Below are 16,868 nucleotides of genomic sequence, written 5' to 3' on the forward strand. Positions count from 1 at the left end.
AAGGATGACCTGCGGATTTTTATGCGAGATCATAAAATGGCATACAATTGCCTTATTTCGTTGTATGATAGATAAAGATTTTATGAGGAAAGTGAAAGGAGGGCCACCTTTGGGATCAGTCACCTTGGCCATTTTGATTTTCATCATGACCCTCGTCCTTGTCATTTGGCAGCCAGGACGTTTAACCATTGGATGGTCAGCGTGCGGGGGAGCGATTCTTGCTCTTGCTTTTGGGGTCGTTCATTTGGGCGATGTATGGGAAGTTACCCAAATTGTCTGGAACGCCACCTTTGCATTTATTGGAATTATCATCATTTCATTGATTTTAGATGAGATTGGTTTTTTTGAATGGGCGGCACTTCATATGGCAAAAGCCGCAAGAGGGAACGGGGTCCGCATGTTTATTTATTTAACATTGCTCGGCGCTGTGGTAGCAGCTTTTTTTGCCAATGATGGAGCGGCACTCATCTTAACCCCGATCGTTTTATCTGTGGTCAGAGCGCTGAAGCTGGATGAGCGTATGATCCTGCCATTTGTCATGGCAAGCGGCTTTATTGCAGATACGACGTCTTTGCCATTTGTCATTAGTAACTTGGTCAATATCGTATCAGCCGATTATTTTCATATTGGCTTTCTTGAATATACAGCAAACATGTTCGTCCCAAACCTTGTATCGCTTGGCGCTAGTATGCTTGTGTTGTATGTGTTTTATCGGAAACTCATCCCGAAAACGTACGATGTTTCGCAGGCGAAGGAACCAGCTTCGGCCATTCGTGATCTGCGCATGTTCCGGTTATCTTGGTATGTGTTAGGGTGCTTGCTTGTTGGATATTTTGCTGGGGAATTGGCAGGTATTCCGGTGTCAATCATTGTAGGAGGCATTGCCATTGCTTTCTTATGGCTGGCGAAACGGAGTCCACAAGTAGCGACAAAACGAGTCGTCAAAGAAGCACCGTGGTCGATTGTGTTTTTCTCTATCGGCATGTATGTCGTGGTGTATGGGCTGAAAAATGTCGGCCTGACAGAAATTTTAGCGGCGTGGATTGAACAGGGGGCGTCACACGGTTTACTTGCGGGAACGATGTTTATGGGGGTTCTGGCAGCCGTGTTATCCTCTGTCATGAACAACCTCCCAACCGTTTTAATTGATGCGATTGCCATCGGTCACACAGATACAGCAGGTGTGATGAGAGATGCACTGATTTATGCCAACGTCATCGGCTCAAACCTTGGTCCGAAAATGACCCCAATCGGTTCATTGGCGACATTGCTGTGGCTTCATGTCTTGAAGAAAAAAGGTGTGCATATTTCTTGGGGGGCATACATGAAAGCTGGAATCATTCTAACCATACCAACGCTGATCATCACGTTATTGGGGTTGTATGTGTGGTTATGGCTGATACATTAAAAAGCAGATCCACCGGATCTGCTTTTTGTTGTTAAAGATATTTTGCATAGCGTTTTTCCAAAAAGTCTTGGAGCAATGAGACCACACTGCATATGCCCCAGTAAATCAAGGCAACCAATATATACATGGTCATATAATCAAATTCTCGTCCACCCACAATTTTTGCTTGCTGGAAGAGTTCTGGCACAGTAATCATTGCCGCTAGTGAGGAAGCTTTGATTAAATCAAGCATGACGTTGGTCAGGGGCGGCAGTGCAATGCGCACGGATTGAGGCAAAATGACTCCGCGCATCGTTTGCCAATAGCTGAGACCAAGTGATTTGGCGGCTTCCACTTGACCACTTGGAACAGAGGAGAGAGCCGCCCGGTTAATTTCGGCAATGTATGCAGCACTATTGAAGCTGAATCCAATAATAGCAGCAGTGACAGCTGTAAATTCAATGCCGATGTAAGGGAATCCGAAATAAAGGATAAACAAAATGACCAGAATGGGAACCCCTCGCATGAATGAAATATACAGCCGTGCAGGCAGCCGAAGGAACCACGTATTTGCCATTCGAGCAAGGGCAATAAAAAAGCCAAGAATCGTACCAAAAAACATGCTCACAAAAGAAATGAGCAGCGTCAGCCAGATGCCTTTCATGACAAATGGAAATGACGCTTTTGCCAGTGCAGGATTAAAGATATATTCTAAATGAATATCTCCCACGGCTGCGGCTCCTTATTTAGAAATGTCGACATCTTCGACATCAACATCAATTTTCTTTGAGACGTCAGCATGATTAAAGAATTTCTCCGAAATCTTTTTCATGGTTCCGTCTTTTTTCATCTCTTTTAATACACGATTTAATTCTTTTTGAAGCTCTGTATTGTCTTTTTTCATCACAAACCCTTGTTCATTCGGCATGTATTTTAAGTCTGGATGGATCGTAATATTTAGCTTAGGGAATGCAGCAAGCGCCAGTGTTTGCAAGTAGTAGTCATTTAAAATGACATCTGTACGGCCGTTTGCAACATCCTTTAAATATTGCTCGTTTGTGGCATTATCATAGATGACTTCTTTTGCACCATACTTACGGGCAACATCCATATAAATAGTCGTTGCAGCACCGGCTGCTTTCTTTCCTTTTAAATCCTTTAGCGTTTTAATACCTGACAGATCATCTTTTCTGACGATAGCGGTTCCATATGAGTATTTATAAGGTGTTGAAAAGGCGAACTTATCTTTCCTGTCATCTGTGATGTCGATATCGTTTGCAGCGGCATCCACCTGACCTGAATTAATGGCACTGAGCATACCATCATAACCCATTTCTTTAAATTCTACTTTTACGTCAAGGCGCTTAAATGCTTCTTTGACGACTTCCACTTCATAGCCAGTCAATTGATCCTTGCCGTTAGATGTATCATGGTAAGACGTAGGATACAAGGTGCCTGAAGTAGCGACCACGATTTTCCCTTTCTTTTGAATCTGATCCCACTTTGATTCTCCAGACTGAGATGAGCCTGATTGATTGCAAGCAGACATGACAAGCATGAGAGCAGACACAACAAGCAGCACCCATATAGGTTTTCTATGATAAAAACGACTCATTTAAGAATCCTCCTCTATTTTTTATACAAAACAAAACATAGCACGCTTTTTCAGTTAGGACAACGTTTTCAGATGAAAAGCGAAAAAGTAAGAATATTATGTGCAATTTGATGGTGTGAATAATGTATAAAAAAGGAAAGAATGCGCAAATTAAAATCGAATAAAGGAGGGAACGACAGAGATGAAAAAAACAAGTGGTTTGATCATACTAACGATGGTGATATTATTTGGTTTTCAAGTGAATACGGCTCATGGAGAAACACCCCAAATGGAAAAGCGCCCCGTCACGCATCAAGTAAAATTAACGACAGAGCAACAAAAACAAATTGAAGTACTTGAACAGCAAATTTTGTCTAAACGAAAAGAAGTGATCGAAAAATACGTTCAGTATGGTGTGTTAACGAAGGAACAAGGCACGCACATCACAAAACGAATGGATGAACATTACAATCACTTAAAAAATAACGGGTTTGTTCCATTACTAAAAAAACCACAGCACCATCGACCATAAGTTCAAGAAAACCGGCAGCAAGGGGCCGGTTTTTATTGTTTATGTGTTAAAAAGTCAGCGTCTCACCATCTTGAGGGACAAAAATGGCCTGATCTGCATGATTCTCTTGAATGTAAGATGTTAATGCTGCTCTTGTTAATAAACAATGATTCACGGCTTCAAGGTGACAGGCGATGATTTGAGCTTGTGGTTGAGAATGGTGAATGTCTACAATCTCTTCCTTTGTCATCGTAATGGGGTCTCCCTCTAAAAATTGGGCAGCCCCACTATTGACCACAATAATATCTGGCTGGCATGTATTCACAACCTCTTTCGGCTCATCACACCAAATGGTATCTCCTGCAATATAAAGAGTAGGCTCATCAGGATGAGAGAAAACAAAACCGCTCACTTGTCCCATCCGTTTAGCGGTTTCTCCTGTCCCGTGCTGCCCGCCAGTTCGTTTGATATGAACACCGCAAACATCCATTTCATCTTCAATGCATGTAACATGCTGAAATCCAGCTTCTTTTACTTCCGTGCGATCTTTCTCTGATTGAGTATAGATCGGCAAAGTTTGCGCTAACCTCTTTTTTGCCTCGTCGTCAAAGTGATCTACATGTAAATGAGTGAGCAGGACAGCATCAGGCTGTAATATCTTGTCCAAATCAATGTTTGCAGGCAGCTCAACAATTGGATTGTTTACATGTTGATTGGCAGTATGCGGGAACGGTGGATAGGTTCCTTTTGCTGCTAAAAAGGGATCGATTAAAAATGTTGACGGACCATATTGAAGGTATAAAGTAGCATTACGAATGAGTGTTATTTTCATTAGAAGGCCTCCTTTTTTTCTTATTAAGTTTACAGTATATTAAAAGAGCCTCATGTGACAGAGGATCATGAAAGTCTTTCAGCGGAACGACTTGATTTTTGAAAGAGGTGAGCTAATGCTAGACAAAACAGATATGGATATATTAAAAGAACTCTCAAAGAATAGCCGATTGACGATGAAAGCACTTGGTGAAAAAGTCCATTTAACCGGTCAAGCTGCTAAAAATAGAGTTTTAAAGCTTGAAGAAGAGGGGATTATTGAAGCCTATACCATTTCAATTAACTGGCGGACACAGCAGAACATCCAAACATTTTTACAGCTCTTTACCCGAAGTTATGATCATGAACCGCTTTTATCGTTTCTCCATAAAAAGGAAGAAATCAAAAACCTGTTTAAAATAAGTGGAGAGGGCTGTTATATGGCTGAAGGACATTTCTCCAGTCATGATGAGCTTGATCAATTTTTAACGGAGCTAACAAAGCATGCAAATTATAAATTGTCTATCGCTGTGAAACGTCTCACTCATCAAGAATAGATGAGGCGCAGGAGGAAATAACCGATGAAAAGATTAATTGAACATCAGGCTGAACCGATCACAAAGGAAAGAATCAAAGCGGATTTGGTTCAACTTGGTGTAAGGAAGGGCATGACCTTATGTGTCCACTCATCCTTGTCATCTATTGGCTGGGTGAATGGAGGGGCCATAGCCGTTATCCAAGCTATGATGGATATTTTAACAGATGAAGGAACACTGATTATGCCGGCACAAACATTAGAGCTGTCTGATCCTGCTGATTGGATCAATCCGCCTGTTCCATATTCTTGGTGGAAACCGATCAAAGACACGATGCCTGCATTTGATCCGGCTTACACAGCTCCAACAGCAATGGGAAAGGTAGCGGAGACCTTTTGGAAATACCCAGGCGTAGAAAGAAGCAATCATCCTCATTTCTCATTCACCGCCTGGGGGAAAAGGAAACATGAAGTGTTGAACCACCATGCGCTTCCTTATGGTTTAGGAGAAAATTCACCTCTTGGACGTATGTACGATCTTGATGCAAAAGTGCTGCTAATTGGCACGTCATTCGAAAGTGTGACAGCTTTTCACTTAGCTGAATATCGAATCTCACAGCAAGACCTCATGACACGAGGGGCCCCCATTTTAGAGAATGGTTGGAGAGTGTGGAAAGAGTATCAAGATATCATCACAAGAGAAGAACTATTTGAACAGATTGGTCGTGACTTTTTACAATCAGAATGTAGTTATAACCACAGTCAAATCGGGCTAGCCAATTCGTATTTATTGCCGATGAGAGAATCAGTCGATTTTGCAGAAAAATGGCTTGAGCAGTACGACCAGGCGTGATCTAAACAGTCTGAAAATCAAAATAATAGAGATCTTGATCAGGGTGCTCAGATATATAGCAGGTGAGCTGATAGTCTCCTTTTGGAATGGAGAAAGACAGTATCTGTGCCATGACGCTTGTCAGATAAACCTGATCACTTGAATGAGTAAATGGCACTGTGATGACTCTATCAACGGATGATGGAGGCTCATGGCTGTTTAATGTCACGATAATAGAAGCCTTTCCGTTATTGATGCCTTCAAAAGAAATACCTCGATCCCCAGTTGCGAATCCTTGAAGAATATCGTCATCTGTCCAATCAATCACAGGTGGCGTCGTGCTTCCAGTGTATACGGTGATTTGGTGATAGGAGATAGATAGGGGATACGTTTGATTTAAATCATTCATATAGATAACTCCTTTATTCATAAAATTTGTCCAGCTGGCGATCATGTTGAAAAGTGAATGTTTGAAAGTAAGATAATTGAAGAGAATGTTAGGCAGCAAGACGATTGTCGCCGTCTTGCGCTACTGTTTGAGGGATCTAGATGTGAAATTGCGAAACCATTTCTTTTAGGTCTCCTGCTAAATGGGCGAGAGCCTCTGATGAAGCTGTTACTTCTTCCATTGCTGCAAATTGTTCTTCTGTTAAACCTGCTACTTGTTGTGAATGTTCACTCGCCAGTTTAACGCCTTCTGTGATAGAGGCAAAGGTCTGCTTCGCATCATTTGTATAAGCTGCGATTTTTTTGGATGCATCTGATAAATGTTTAATGCCATCTGCCATTTCCTTCATTGACTGCTGAATGTCAATAAATGAATCCTCTGTATGAGAAATAAGAACAGCCCCTTGAGCCGCTTCCTCTCGTACTCGTTTAATGGCACTCGTCGAATGATTCATCTCTTTTTGTATTTCGGAAATGAGATGTGAAATCATGTTGGATGAGGTTTGCGATTCTTCTGCGAGCTTCCTCACTTCGTCTGCCACAACGGCAAAACCTTTTCCGTGTTCACCTGCGCGTGCTGCCTCAATGGCCGCATTAAGAGCAAGTAGATTAGTTTGGTTAGCGATATCTGTAATCACTTTGGAAATTTGATCAATCTCGGCTGAACGTGTTTCTAGCGCTTGAATTGCTGAACCGTTCTCTTCAATTGATTTTGCAATAGATGTCATTTGTGAATTGACTTCACCGATATTTTGTACACCTTTTTGGGCCATTTCTTGTGCGGACTGGCTTCTTGTTGCCATTTGTCCCGCATTTTCAGTGATGTTTACTAGCTCGTTAGATACTTGTCTCATCGTGTGCTCACTAGCTGTCATTTGGGCTGATTGCTGTTCAGACGATTGAGCGACTTCTTGAATGGTATGGGTAATCTTCTCTGATGCTGCACTCGTTTCTTCTGCGCTAGCTGACAGCTCCTCAGAAGAGGTGGCTACTAATTCAGATGTTTTGATCACATTTAAAATGGTTTGATTTAATTTCTCACGCATCTTATTAAAGTGACCTGCCAGCTCAGAAAGTTCATCGCCTGTGTGATCTGTCACGTTGATGGTTAAATTTCCTTCGCCTGCACTCTTAATAGCAGATGCCATATGTTTGAGACGTGTCTGAATCCGCTTTGTGAAAATAGAAATAATGATAACAGAAACAATTAAACTTAACAGTAGAACCGTGACAAATTGAATAAAGAAAGACTGAAGCATTTGTGAAATCATGCTTTGATTTGCACCGGTATAGAAAATACCAATCGTTTCCCCTGTATCATTTTTGATGGGCATATAAGCCGTTTGGTAGTCTTTCCCGGCAACATTGGCTGTTCCGTAATAATTCTCGCCTTTATCCAAAACAGCGGCCTTTACTTCAGGTGAGACTTCGGTTCCTACAGCTCGTTTCCCGTTTAACATGACATTTGTGGCAACACGGGTATTTCCTTGGAAAATCGTGATTGTATCACCAGTATATTCGGCTAATTGATCAACCAATGTGTCATGGTTATTGATTTGAGTATTTCCTTTGTAAAGCTTGCCATCTTTTATCTGCCACGAGCCAGCAACCTTTTCAGTTAGGTAAGCGTATCCTAGCTTTAGATCGCCTTTTGCTTTTTCGGTGGCCATTTGCTTAATGTTCTCTGTCATTTCGCGGTTCACTACATAACCAACCACTGCTGAAAATACGATGAGGACACTTAAAAAGATCAGCATTATTTTGGCGCCAAGCCTCAGTTTTCCTTTTTTCTTCATGCTTTTTACTCCTTTAGGTATAAGGTAGGGTATCCCTCCTTAAAGATTATCGGCATGAAAAAAATGTTTGATATACGTGAATGCACTTACACAGAAATTTTTGTTATGAAAAAAGGAAAGATAGTGCTACTCGATAATAAATTGGATTCTTGTGCCATCAGGATCATCTGATAATTGATGACTTACCCAAGAGCCTGCCCCCCTATTATCCGAAGGACGTACATATTTGACAGAAGCCCCTGCTCCACCTTCTTTACACATCGCCATTGGCCATTCATCACGATCATAACCACGCTTTGTTGGAATGCCATGAAGTGATTTGTCTCTTTGCTCATCACTATTTTTTCGATCAATGGTGCAAATGGAAGAATGACCTTCGTCAATAGCTTCTTCTATGTGCTTCGCGGTTTCTGGATATCGATCTGATGGAAAGTGAATGGTTTTGTCATAAGAAGAGTTTGTCGTCTCTTGTTTATGTTGCCCTAGTTGGACATAGCCTGTCGCTATACCAATGACAATCAATAAAAGCAAGAGAATGGTTTTAAGAAGTTTCATAGATGCTAGCTCTCTTTCTCTTTAGCGTATTTTGTAAACAGAAGTATAGCAGAATTACTTACCAATTTCTCCTCGTTTTGAAAAAACGTCTTTTAAAGTTCGAAAAACGTTTTTTACCTGTTTATGCTCTTTTCCTCGTTGTACAAACTCATAAAAATTTAATTTTGCTGCTCAAAAAACATATATGCTGATGCAAAATGGCTTTATGATTGGTTTTTAGGCTAATTTCAAGATTTTAACACACAGAAATTTCAAAAAAATAAAATTGACTAGACCGATATGCTTTAATAATATGGAGTCAAATATCAAAAAATGTCGTAATTTATCAAAATATGATTCCAATTACATTGCAGGAGGGAAGTACAAATGGCGGATGTCTCTTATCGGCTCGGAATAGACATAGGTGGAACATTTACTGATTTATCGCTGATGAATGAAGCGACAGGGGAGCTGACTGAACTCAAGACACCTACAGTGACAGATGACCCAGCTCAAGGAATTATCAATGGGCTGAAACTTCTAAAAGAAAGAGGTGTCGATTTATCCAAAATACAATATCTCGTACACGGGATGACAATCGGTCTTAATACATTATTGCAGAGAAAGGGAGCAGATTTAGCCCTTTTTGTAACGGAAGGTTTTCAAGACATTTTGTCATTACAGCGTTTACGTCTACCCATTCCTTATGACTTCAATTCTCAATTGCCAGAACCATTGATACCACGAAAACATGTATATCCAATCTCTGAAAGGCTCATACACGATGGTTCGATCAAAAAACCTCTCCAACTGCAGCAATTAGATGATGCTGTCCAGCAGGTCATCTCTAAAAAACTAGCAGGCATTGTCATTTCTTTTTTACATAGCTATCAAAATCCAGTTCATGAATTACAGGCAAAAGCCTATATTCATCATCATTACCCACAGTTAGAAGTCCTGACATCATCAGAATTATGGCCACAAATGAGAGAATATGAGCGGACAGTGATGTCTGTTGTCAATTTGTACATTCAACCAAAGGTGAAACAATATTTACAAACGTTGAAAAGCCGTTTGAAAGAAGAAGGTGTACCAATTTCTCCATACATTACCCAATCAAATGGTGGTTTAATGGATGCAGAAAGTGCAGCCACTTCACCCGTTAAAACACTTTTTTCTGGCCCGGCAGCTGGTGTAATTGGTGCGGCGAGAATTGCAACTTCTGCAAATGAACCCAATTTAATTACGTTTGATGTTGGTGGCACAAGTGCAGATATCTCGATCATTCAAAATGGGCAGCCTACAATGGCTCAATCGAATCAGCTTTCAGGATTTCCGATCATTCTTCCATCTGTTGCAATGTATTCGATAGGGGCTGGCGGAGGTTCTGTCGCATGGCTTGATCAAGGCGGGCTTCTTAAAGCAGGACCGGAATCAGTTGGCTCGCAGCCTGGACCTGCTTCGTATGGAAGGGGAAAAAAAGCTGCTTTAACCGATGCATTTCTCATATGCGGTTACCTCAATCAAGATCGGTTTGCCGGAGGACATTTACAATTGCAGCGGTCTGCAGCGGAAATAGCCTTTCAGCCAATTGCTGATCAGCTTCATAAAACGGTCGAACAGGCGGCTGACCAGTTGATTCAAGTGGCTGTTGCCAATATGTACACAGAACTAAGCAATGTCATGGAGCAGCAAGGGTTTGATCCTAGAGATTTTAGTTTGTTGGCATTTGGCGGGGCAGGGCCTGTTGTTGCGAATTTCCTTGCGAGAGAAATTCATGCAAAAAATGTGGTCGTCCCTCCAAGTCCAGGAACATTATGTGCGCTAGGTGCACTTACAGCCGATTTTATCCATGATGCTGTGTTGTCTAAGAAAATCTGCTTACAAGACTATACGATTGACGAATTAAAACAAGATTATGAAATGCTTTCTCGCAAAGCAACGGATTGGTTCAGCCAGCAAAACATTCAACATATCAAACAAACGTCCATTTTGTTATTAGCAGATGCCCGCTATCAAGGACAGGCATTTGAGATTGAATTGCCATTATCGGTGGATTGGCTAAAGCAGGAACAAGACGTCTATCACCTGATTGAAGCTTTCCACAACCTGCATGAGCGTCAATATGGCCATAGAGATGATCAGGCGAACATTGAATTTACTCATTTGCGAGTTCGGGTTATAGGTGAAACGCCTCCACTGCCTTTCTCTCCTGTTGATGAAAGCAGCGGACAGCCTTTAATACCACAATCATACAGACGAATCTTTATAGAAGAAAAAGAGTACGAAGCATCTGTTTACAATCGGAGTACTTTGTCATTAGGTGCTGTTGTGAAAGGACCTGCCATCATTGAGCAAGATGATACGACAACATTGATTTTGCCAAACTGGGCAGGCAGCATAGACCATTCAGGAAACTTGGTGATTTCAAGGGAGGCGGCTTTACATGGGAACTGATCCAGCAAAGCTTGAGATGATGAGGAGTTATTTTAATGCGATTGCATCAGGCATGGGACATGTCATTGAGCGGACATCCTTTACAACATTCGTAAAAGAATCGGCGGATTTTGCCACAGCATTAGCCACGCCTTCTGGAGATTTCTTTGTTTACCCAAAAACAGTCGGTGTCACGATCTTTTTAGGGCTGAGTCTCAAAAAAGCGATTGAAGAAAGCGGACCGATGCAGCCGGGTGACATTATCATCACAAATGATCCTTATACGACAGATGGTTTAGCGACTCATTTGCCAGATGTTCATATCATCAAACCTATTTTTATAGAAGATGAAATTGTCAGTTATGCCTGGTCTTTTGTTCATGTAAGTGATGTGGGAGGTCTTGTCCCTTCAAGCATTTCTCCAACTGCAACAGATGTTCATCAGGAAGGATTAAGAATTCCGCCAGTGAAAATCTATGAAGGTGGAAAAGAGAATCAGGTTGTTCGTACCTTTTTAAGAGCTAATAGCCGGGCGAGTCATTTAAATGATGGCGATATTAATGCGATGATTGCCGCTGTTAATACAGCAGAAATCAGACTAAAAGAAATGATCGAGAAATTCGGAAAAAACGAAGTGAAGCAAGGAATGATTGATCTGCTGAAGCAAGCAGAGGATCGCGCAGGAAAAGTCATTGAAGCCATCCCTGATGGAACGAGTGAATTCGCTGATTACTTAGATGATGATATGATTTCGGACGTGCCGATCCGATTAAAGATCAAGCTGACGATCAAAGGGAAACAGCTGAAACTGGACTTCTCTGAGTGTGACCCGCAAGTTAAGACAGCTTTTAATCTTGTCACCAATGGTCAAAAGCACTCCTTCTTATATCAAGGATTGATCAATTACATTATTAGTAAAGATCCTTTTATTCCGATTAATGGTGGGATTACGTATCCGATAGACGTGATTTCACCTAAAGGAACGCTTGTCCATCCAGAATATCCGGCTTCTGTCGGTATTCGGCATTCCATTACAATGAGACTGTATAATGTCGTGCTAGGTGCTATTGGTAAGCTGTTGCCTGAAGCAGTGCCGGCGGCAGGTGCAGGTCAATCCGCTATCGTCGTTCTCTCTGTTCCTGATGATCAAACAGGAGGCAGAAAAATGTCTGTGGTCGAACCGTTAGGCGGAGGCGGCGGTGCTCAAAAAGGGACTGATGGAGTAGATGGAATTGATCATTCGTCAGGATTTTTAAAAAATACACCCATTGAGAGCTTGGAACAGCATATTGATATTCATGTACACCGATATGAACTGCTACCGAACACAGGTGGAGCAGGGGAACATAGAGGGGGACATGCGATTGGCTTGGAATTTGAAATGATCAAGCCAGAATCGATGGTGACGGCACGAGGAATGGAACGAATGAAGTTTCAACCTTGGGGGTTAATGGGCGGACGTGCAGGAGCAGTTGGTGAGGTGAAATTGACCAAACCAAATGGGGAGACACAAAACCAGCCGAAAATTGATGTGATGCGTCTTGAAAAAGGCGATATTGTTCAATTGGTTTCACCAAGTGGAGGAGGATGGGGGAATCCATTTGCTAGAACGAAAGAAAAAGTCCTTCATGAAGTGGAAGCAGGGCTATTAAGTGAAGAAAGAGCACTTCAGCAATATGGCGTCAAAGTCTATCGAGATCATAACGAATGGAAAATTGATGACGAACAGACGAGCAGGCTTCGTGAAAAGATGAATGATGCTGATGCTGTCGCTTGGGATTTTGGAAAACAAAGAGCAGCTTATGAAAAAGTGTGGACGGACGAAGCCAGCAGTGAGCTTGCTGTGCAGCTTCGTTCATACCCAGCAAATGAGCGTACGCACTATAAACATGCGGTTCATTCTCATTTTAGTCATAGACAGGAACCGTTAACAAAGATGGATATTATTCAAGCACTTCGTCAGTTGAATCAACAAAAAGGGGGAAATGAATTATGAAAAGAAGAGTAATCGCCATATTTGCAGGTGTCCTATCCGTCATGTTACTGCTGTCTGCATGCGGTGGAAATGGGCAGGACCAAAGTAAACAGCAGCAGACTGTGATCGTTGGTGTCTACGGAGGGGATTGGGAAAAGAATATTAAGCCAATCCTCGAAAAGTTTGAAAAGGATACAGGCATTAAAGTACAAACGGTCTCTGGGGCAGATTCTGAATGGTTTACAAAATTAAAAGCATCTAATGGTAAAAATCCACCGTATGATTTGCTTATTTTACAGCCTGATACGATTCAAAGAGGTATTGCGGCAAACGTTCTTGCGCCTATTGATGAAGATCAAGCACCAAATGTGAAAAAGCTTTATCGTTCTGTTCAAAAGAAACTCACTGTTGATGGAAAACAATATGCAGCAGGCTTTAGTATGGGACAGCTTGGAATTGCTTATAGAAAAGATCTTGTCAAACAGGAGCCAAACAGCTGGACAGATTTATGGAGCGATCAGTTGAAAGGGAAAGTGGCGATTTCTTCCCCAACTTATTCAGCAGGCTTACAATTTTTCTCTGCACTTGTCCATGCTCAAGGAGGGACAGAATCAAATCCTAAGGATATTGATAAAGCATTTAAAAGCCTCGCACAATTAAAAGGGCGTGTAGCTGCTTTTCCTGATAACCCAGGGTCTATTCAAACGCTGTTAGAACGTGGTGACGTGACGGCAGTTCCATATTGGGATGGCCGAGCATTTGCACTTGAAGAAGAAGGGATGGATATTGGATTCTCATATCCGAAAGAAGGCGCTGTGGCAGCAGTTGCGAGCTGGGCGCTAACAAAGGGAAGTCAGCATGAGGAAGCGGCTTATAAGCTATTAAACTACCTTAGCGGGAAAGAAGCTCAAGAAGCCTTCTCAGAAAAATCTTACTATGGCATGTCGAATTCTGATGTGAAATACGGAGACAAAATTAAGGGAAAAGTGAAGGTTGGCGAAAATTATTATAGCAAGCTGACTTGGGTAGATTACGAAACAGCGACTTCAGAGCTCGGTCAATGGACAAATCGATGGAATGAAGTACTAGGCGGAGGAAAATAGGTGATCGCATGAGTGGAATCAATTTAGAACATATCAGCCAGCATTTTGGCGAGCAGATTGCTCTTGATGATGTCAGTCTTACGGTAAAAGAGGGAGAGTTTTTCTCCCTTCTTGGCCCTAGTGGCTGCGGAAAATCAACTTTACTCAATATCATTGGTGGTTTTTTAGAACCGACAAAAGGAGTCGTCTATATTGGTGATCAGGATGTGACGACTTTACCTCCTTATCAAAGGAAAACGGGGATGGTCTTTCAAAGCTATGCACTTTTCCCACATCTCACCGTATTTGATAATGTTGCATATGGGTTGAAGGTTCAAAAGAAAAAGAAGGCGGAAATCAAGCAAAAGGTGATGGAGAGCTTGGCTCTTGTTCAATTAGAGTCATTTGCCAAACGTATGCCGCACCAATTAAGTGGTGGTCAGCAGCAACGGGTCGCAATTGCACGTGCAATTGCTATCCAGCCGGCTGTTCTCCTTCTGGATGAACCACTCAGTAACCTAGATGCAAAGCTAAGAAAAAATATGCAGACGGAGCTGCGAAATATTCAACGGAATGTCGGAATTACGACTATTCTTGTGACGCATGATCAGGAGGAAGCCCTAAGTCTTTCTGACCGAATTGGGATATTAGGTGAGGGGAAAATTCAGCAGATTGGGACACCTTTAGAAGTATATCGTCAGCCAAATAATCGTTTTGTTGCTGAATTTATCGGACAGGTCAATCTATTTGAAGCGGAGTATGATGAAGTTACTTCCACATACACTGTTCCACATTTCACTCAATCAAACGGGAAGCAAGTTCAGCTAAAAGCTGCCGCATTTAAAGAGAAGAGCGAGAAGCATTTACTCATGTTGCGTCCTGAGAGAATCAAGTTATCTTCTGGCGGGGAGGAAGTTCAGCCAAATCATGTCACAGGCGTGTTGGCAGATGTCAGTTATATTGGGCACTCTTTACGTTTGGTCGTTGGGCTTAATCAAGGTGAAATCATTGTCCATGCATCAGACGCAGCGTTTCCCGAGCTGCCTCAAGTTGGAGAAACTGTGCATATTCATTGGCAACCTGAAGATATTGTGTTCTTAGATTCGAAGGTGCATACGTGATGAGAATCAAAAAAAAGAATCAGCGCTTTCATTGGTTTATGCTGCTGCCAGCTTGTTTGTTTCTAGTTGTATTCCTTCTTGCTCCGCTTGTGATGATGTTTGTCCTCAGTTTTCGTGATGTGGATTCGATGATGAATACGTTACAATCCTATAGTTTGTCTCAATATTTACATGTATTTACGACAGATGCATATGTGAAAGCAATTGGAAGTACTGTGTGGGTGGCCTTACAGACAACGGTGATTTGTTTATTGATGGCATATCCAGCAGCTTATGTGCTAGTGAAAGCACCTCACCCAAGATTGCGGGCTTTTTTCTATATCTTACTTGTATCGCCGCTTTTGACGAGTGTCGTCATTCGGACATTTGCATGGATCGTTCTTCTTTCGCAAAATGGCTTGATCAATGGCATGCTGATCGATTTACATCTGATTGAGAAACCGTTATCGATGCTGTGGAATATGAATGCGGTCATTATTGCTTATGTTCAAGTGATGCTGCCTTTTGCAGTGCTGCCTATTGCAACGAGCTTAACTGATATGGACCGTCACTTAAGACCGGCTTCTATGAGTCTTGATGCTGGGCGTATACGGACATTTTTTCATGTGACCTTGCCACTTACGATTCCAGGCATGATCACCGGAGCAATTATTGTCTTCTCACTTGCAGCAGGAAGCTATATTACCCCTCTGCTAGTCGGCGGACGGATGCAGCCGCTCTTGCCACTGTCCATTTATCAGCAGGTCATGCAGGTGTATAATTTGCCTCTTGCCGCTGCGATGTCCTTTACTTTATTGATTTGTGTGCTAGCGGTCGTCAGTCTATTAAGCTATCTATTGAAGCGTTGGGAGGCGAGGATGCATGCGTAAAAAATCAATAAGTGACCGTTTGCTTTCGGTTCTGATATGGACCGCAGGCTCACTCGTTTATCTCTTTTTAACCGTACCTGTTCTTGTCATTGTTCTTTCTGCTTTTAGTCCGAATGCTTTTCCTGAATTCCCGCCGACTTCGTTTTCCGTTCGCTGGTTTCATGAGGTCGTGTCGAATCCAGAATGGATGGAATCTTTGCGTATCAGCGTGATTCTGTTATTGATTGTGACGCCGCTTACTGTTCTTTTAGGAACGATGGCTTCTTATGCTTTAGCAAGGCTTTCCTTTAAGGGAAAGGAAGCTGTTCAAGCCTTTATTTTGTCACCTCTTATGATTCCTCAGGTGGTATTAGGGATTGCGATGCTCTATTTGTTTACGGCTATGGGTTTTACAGGGTCTTTGTGGGCATTAGTCATTGGGCATGTCATCATTGGTTTTCCTTATGTGGTACGAACCGTGGGTGTCAGTGTTTCAAATCTTGATCCACGTCTTGAGCTAGCTTCCATGAATCTTGGTGCAGGGCCCATACGTACTTTCTTTCGTGTGACACTGCCCTTGATCAAGCCTGGCATTATCGCAGGTGGGGTGTTTTCTGCTGTGACATCATTTGGTGAAATCTCGATTAGTTTGTTCGTTTCTTCACCTCAAACCATTACGATTCCCGTGAGGACGTTTAATTACATTGAGCAAACTTTTGATCCGAGTGTCAATGCGATATCTGTCATATTTATTATCATTTCTATCATTGCGTTGCTCATTATTGAGAAAACGATTGGTCTGTCTAAGGTGATGTAAATATAATGAAGAAACAAGGAGCTGTCATTTGAAATGACAGCTCTTTTTGTATTGTTTTTTATGGTAAAAATATTCAAAGTTTTATGGAATGTAGTTCTTAAGGTTTAAGAAAATGCGAGGCGTGATAGGAGACCTCTCTCCTA

General features: G+C 41.9%; 16 protein-coding genes. 10 read left to right on the plus strand and 6 right to left on the minus strand.

Annotated features, from left to right (window positions below):
* Positions 1–109: 109 nt before the first annotated feature.
* Positions 110–1,408 carry an arsenic transporter gene (locus tag EBQ12_RS11690; protein WP_008342056.1) on the plus strand — a complete coding sequence of 433 codons (1,299 nt, stop codon included), beginning with the start codon at positions 110–112 and terminating at the stop codon, positions 1,406–1,408.
* A 31-nt stretch (positions 1,409–1,439) separates the two neighbouring features.
* Here the strand turns inward: EBQ12_RS11690 and EBQ12_RS11695 are convergent, their stop codons facing one another.
* Positions 1,440–2,117, minus strand: a complete 678-nt coding sequence (locus EBQ12_RS11695) for an amino acid ABC transporter permease (RefSeq protein WP_008347854.1) — start codon at positions 2,115–2,117, stop codon at positions 1,440–1,442.
* A gap of 12 nt (positions 2,118–2,129) precedes the next feature.
* On the minus strand, positions 2,130–2,945 hold the full coding sequence (locus tag EBQ12_RS11700; protein ID WP_370529221.1) for a transporter substrate-binding domain-containing protein: 816 nt from the start codon (positions 2,943–2,945) through the stop codon (positions 2,130–2,132).
* Between the two features lie 238 nt (positions 2,946–3,183).
* Between EBQ12_RS11700 and EBQ12_RS11705 the strand changes: the two genes are divergently transcribed.
* Positions 3,184–3,513 carry a YckD family protein gene (locus EBQ12_RS11705; RefSeq protein WP_007498247.1) on the plus strand — a complete coding sequence of 110 codons (330 nt, stop codon included), beginning with the start codon at positions 3,184–3,186 and terminating at the stop codon, positions 3,511–3,513.
* Between the two features lie 46 nt (positions 3,514–3,559).
* On the opposite strand, the gene EBQ12_RS11710 is transcribed toward EBQ12_RS11705, so the two are convergent.
* Complete coding sequence (locus EBQ12_RS11710) at positions 3,560–4,324, minus strand: MBL fold metallo-hydrolase (RefSeq protein ID WP_017358554.1); 765 nt, start codon at positions 4,322–4,324, stop codon at positions 3,560–3,562.
* A gap of 115 nt (positions 4,325–4,439) precedes the next feature.
* Here EBQ12_RS11710 and EBQ12_RS11715 point away from each other — a divergent pair, with 115 nt between their 5' ends.
* Both EBQ12_RS11715 and EBQ12_RS11720 read left to right on the plus strand, forming a co-directional pair.
* Complete coding sequence (locus EBQ12_RS11715) at positions 4,440–4,859, plus strand: Lrp/AsnC family transcriptional regulator (RefSeq protein ID WP_017358553.1); 420 nt, start codon at positions 4,440–4,442, stop codon at positions 4,857–4,859.
* 24 nt (positions 4,860–4,883) lie between these two features.
* Positions 4,884–5,690, plus strand: a complete 807-nt coding sequence (locus EBQ12_RS11720; protein ID WP_017358552.1) for an AAC(3) family N-acetyltransferase — start codon at positions 4,884–4,886, stop codon at positions 5,688–5,690.
* Between the two features lies 1 nt (position 5,691).
* On the opposite strand, the gene comJ is transcribed toward EBQ12_RS11720, so the two are convergent.
* From comJ to EBQ12_RS11735, 3 genes are all read right to left on the minus strand, one after another.
* Positions 5,692–6,078, minus strand: a complete 387-nt coding sequence (gene comJ / locus EBQ12_RS11725; protein ID WP_048001302.1) for a competence protein ComJ — start codon at positions 6,076–6,078, stop codon at positions 5,692–5,694.
* 136 nt (positions 6,079–6,214) lie between these two features.
* Positions 6,215–7,912, minus strand: coding sequence for a methyl-accepting chemotaxis protein (locus EBQ12_RS11730; protein WP_048001301.1), 1,698 nt, complete (start codon positions 7,910–7,912; stop codon positions 6,215–6,217).
* A 126-nt stretch (positions 7,913–8,038) separates the two neighbouring features.
* On the minus strand, positions 8,039–8,467 hold the full coding sequence (locus EBQ12_RS11735) for a NucA/NucB deoxyribonuclease domain-containing protein (protein ID WP_007498233.1): 429 nt from the start codon (positions 8,465–8,467) through the stop codon (positions 8,039–8,041).
* A gap of 366 nt (positions 8,468–8,833) precedes the next feature.
* On the opposite strand from EBQ12_RS11735, the gene EBQ12_RS11745 reads away from it, so the two are divergent.
* Genes EBQ12_RS11745 through EBQ12_RS11770 form a run of 6 tightly spaced genes read left to right on the plus strand, consistent with a single transcriptional unit; the run spans position 8,834 to position 16,725 of the window.
* The gene (locus EBQ12_RS11745) at positions 8,834–10,903 is read left to right on the plus strand and encodes a hydantoinase/oxoprolinase family protein (protein ID WP_125590101.1); all 2,070 of its coding nucleotides are present in this window, start codon (positions 8,834–8,836) and stop codon (positions 10,901–10,903) included.
* Positions 10,893–12,878 (plus strand): hydantoinase B/oxoprolinase family protein, encoded by a 1,986-nt coding sequence (locus EBQ12_RS11750; RefSeq protein ID WP_125590103.1) that lies wholly within the window; start codon positions 10,893–10,895, stop codon positions 12,876–12,878. The genes EBQ12_RS11745 and EBQ12_RS11750 overlap by 11 nt, the downstream gene beginning before the upstream one ends.
* On the plus strand, positions 12,875–13,960 hold the full coding sequence (locus EBQ12_RS11755) for an ABC transporter substrate-binding protein (protein WP_017358546.1): 1,086 nt from the start codon (positions 12,875–12,877) through the stop codon (positions 13,958–13,960). The genes EBQ12_RS11750 and EBQ12_RS11755 overlap by 4 nt, the downstream gene beginning before the upstream one ends.
* 8 nt (positions 13,961–13,968) lie before the next feature.
* On the plus strand, positions 13,969–15,060 hold the full coding sequence (locus EBQ12_RS11760; protein WP_125590105.1) for an ABC transporter ATP-binding protein: 1,092 nt from the start codon (positions 13,969–13,971) through the stop codon (positions 15,058–15,060).
* Positions 15,060–15,929 (plus strand): ABC transporter permease, encoded by an 870-nt coding sequence (locus EBQ12_RS11765; protein WP_125590107.1) that lies wholly within the window; start codon positions 15,060–15,062, stop codon positions 15,927–15,929. The genes EBQ12_RS11760 and EBQ12_RS11765 overlap by 1 nt, the downstream gene beginning before the upstream one ends.
* On the plus strand, positions 15,922–16,725 hold the full coding sequence (locus EBQ12_RS11770) for an ABC transporter permease (RefSeq protein WP_008347828.1): 804 nt from the start codon (positions 15,922–15,924) through the stop codon (positions 16,723–16,725). Before EBQ12_RS11765 ends, EBQ12_RS11770 begins: the two co-directional genes overlap by 8 nt.
* The last annotated feature ends 143 nt before the right edge of the window (positions 16,726–16,868 follow it).

It is taken from the genome of Bacillus sp. 2B09 (genome assembly GCF_003946835.1).
GTDB lineage: Bacteria > Bacillota > Bacilli > Bacillales > Bacillaceae > Bacillus > Bacillus altitudinis.

Coding starts and splice junctions, on each gene's coding strand:
- comJ (WP_048001302.1), bottom strand. CDS start 6,078: ATGAATGATTTAAATCAAACGTATCCCCTATCTATCTCCTATCACCAA.
- EBQ12_RS11715 (WP_017358553.1), top strand. CDS start 4,440: ATGCTAGACAAAACAGATATGGATATATTAAAAGAACTCTCAAAGAAT.
- EBQ12_RS11760 (WP_125590105.1), top strand. CDS start 13,969: ATGAGTGGAATCAATTTAGAACATATCAGCCAGCATTTTGGCGAGCAG.
- EBQ12_RS11755 (WP_017358546.1), top strand. CDS start 12,875: ATGAAAAGAAGAGTAATCGCCATATTTGCAGGTGTCCTATCCGTCATG.
- EBQ12_RS11765 (WP_125590107.1), top strand. CDS start 15,060: ATGAGAATCAAAAAAAAGAATCAGCGCTTTCATTGGTTTATGCTGCTG.
- EBQ12_RS11700 (WP_370529221.1), bottom strand. CDS start 2,945: ATGCTTGTCATGTCTGCTTGCAATCAATCAGGCTCATCTCAGTCTGGA.
- EBQ12_RS11750 (WP_125590103.1), top strand. CDS start 10,893: ATGGGAACTGATCCAGCAAAGCTTGAGATGATGAGGAGTTATTTTAAT.
- EBQ12_RS11710 (WP_017358554.1), bottom strand. CDS start 4,324: ATGAAAATAACACTCATTCGTAATGCTACTTTATACCTTCAATATGGT.
- EBQ12_RS11735 (WP_007498233.1), bottom strand. CDS start 8,467: ATGAAACTTCTTAAAACCATTCTCTTGCTTTTATTGATTGTCATTGGT.
- EBQ12_RS11720 (WP_017358552.1), top strand. CDS start 4,884: ATGAAAAGATTAATTGAACATCAGGCTGAACCGATCACAAAGGAAAGA.
- EBQ12_RS11705 (WP_007498247.1), top strand. CDS start 3,184: ATGAAAAAAACAAGTGGTTTGATCATACTAACGATGGTGATATTATTT.
- EBQ12_RS11770 (WP_008347828.1), top strand. CDS start 15,922: ATGCGTAAAAAATCAATAAGTGACCGTTTGCTTTCGGTTCTGATATGG.
- EBQ12_RS11730 (WP_048001301.1), bottom strand. CDS start 7,912: ATGAAGAAAAAAGGAAAACTGAGGCTTGGCGCCAAAATAATGCTGATC.
- EBQ12_RS11745 (WP_125590101.1), top strand. CDS start 8,834: ATGGCGGATGTCTCTTATCGGCTCGGAATAGACATAGGTGGAACATTT.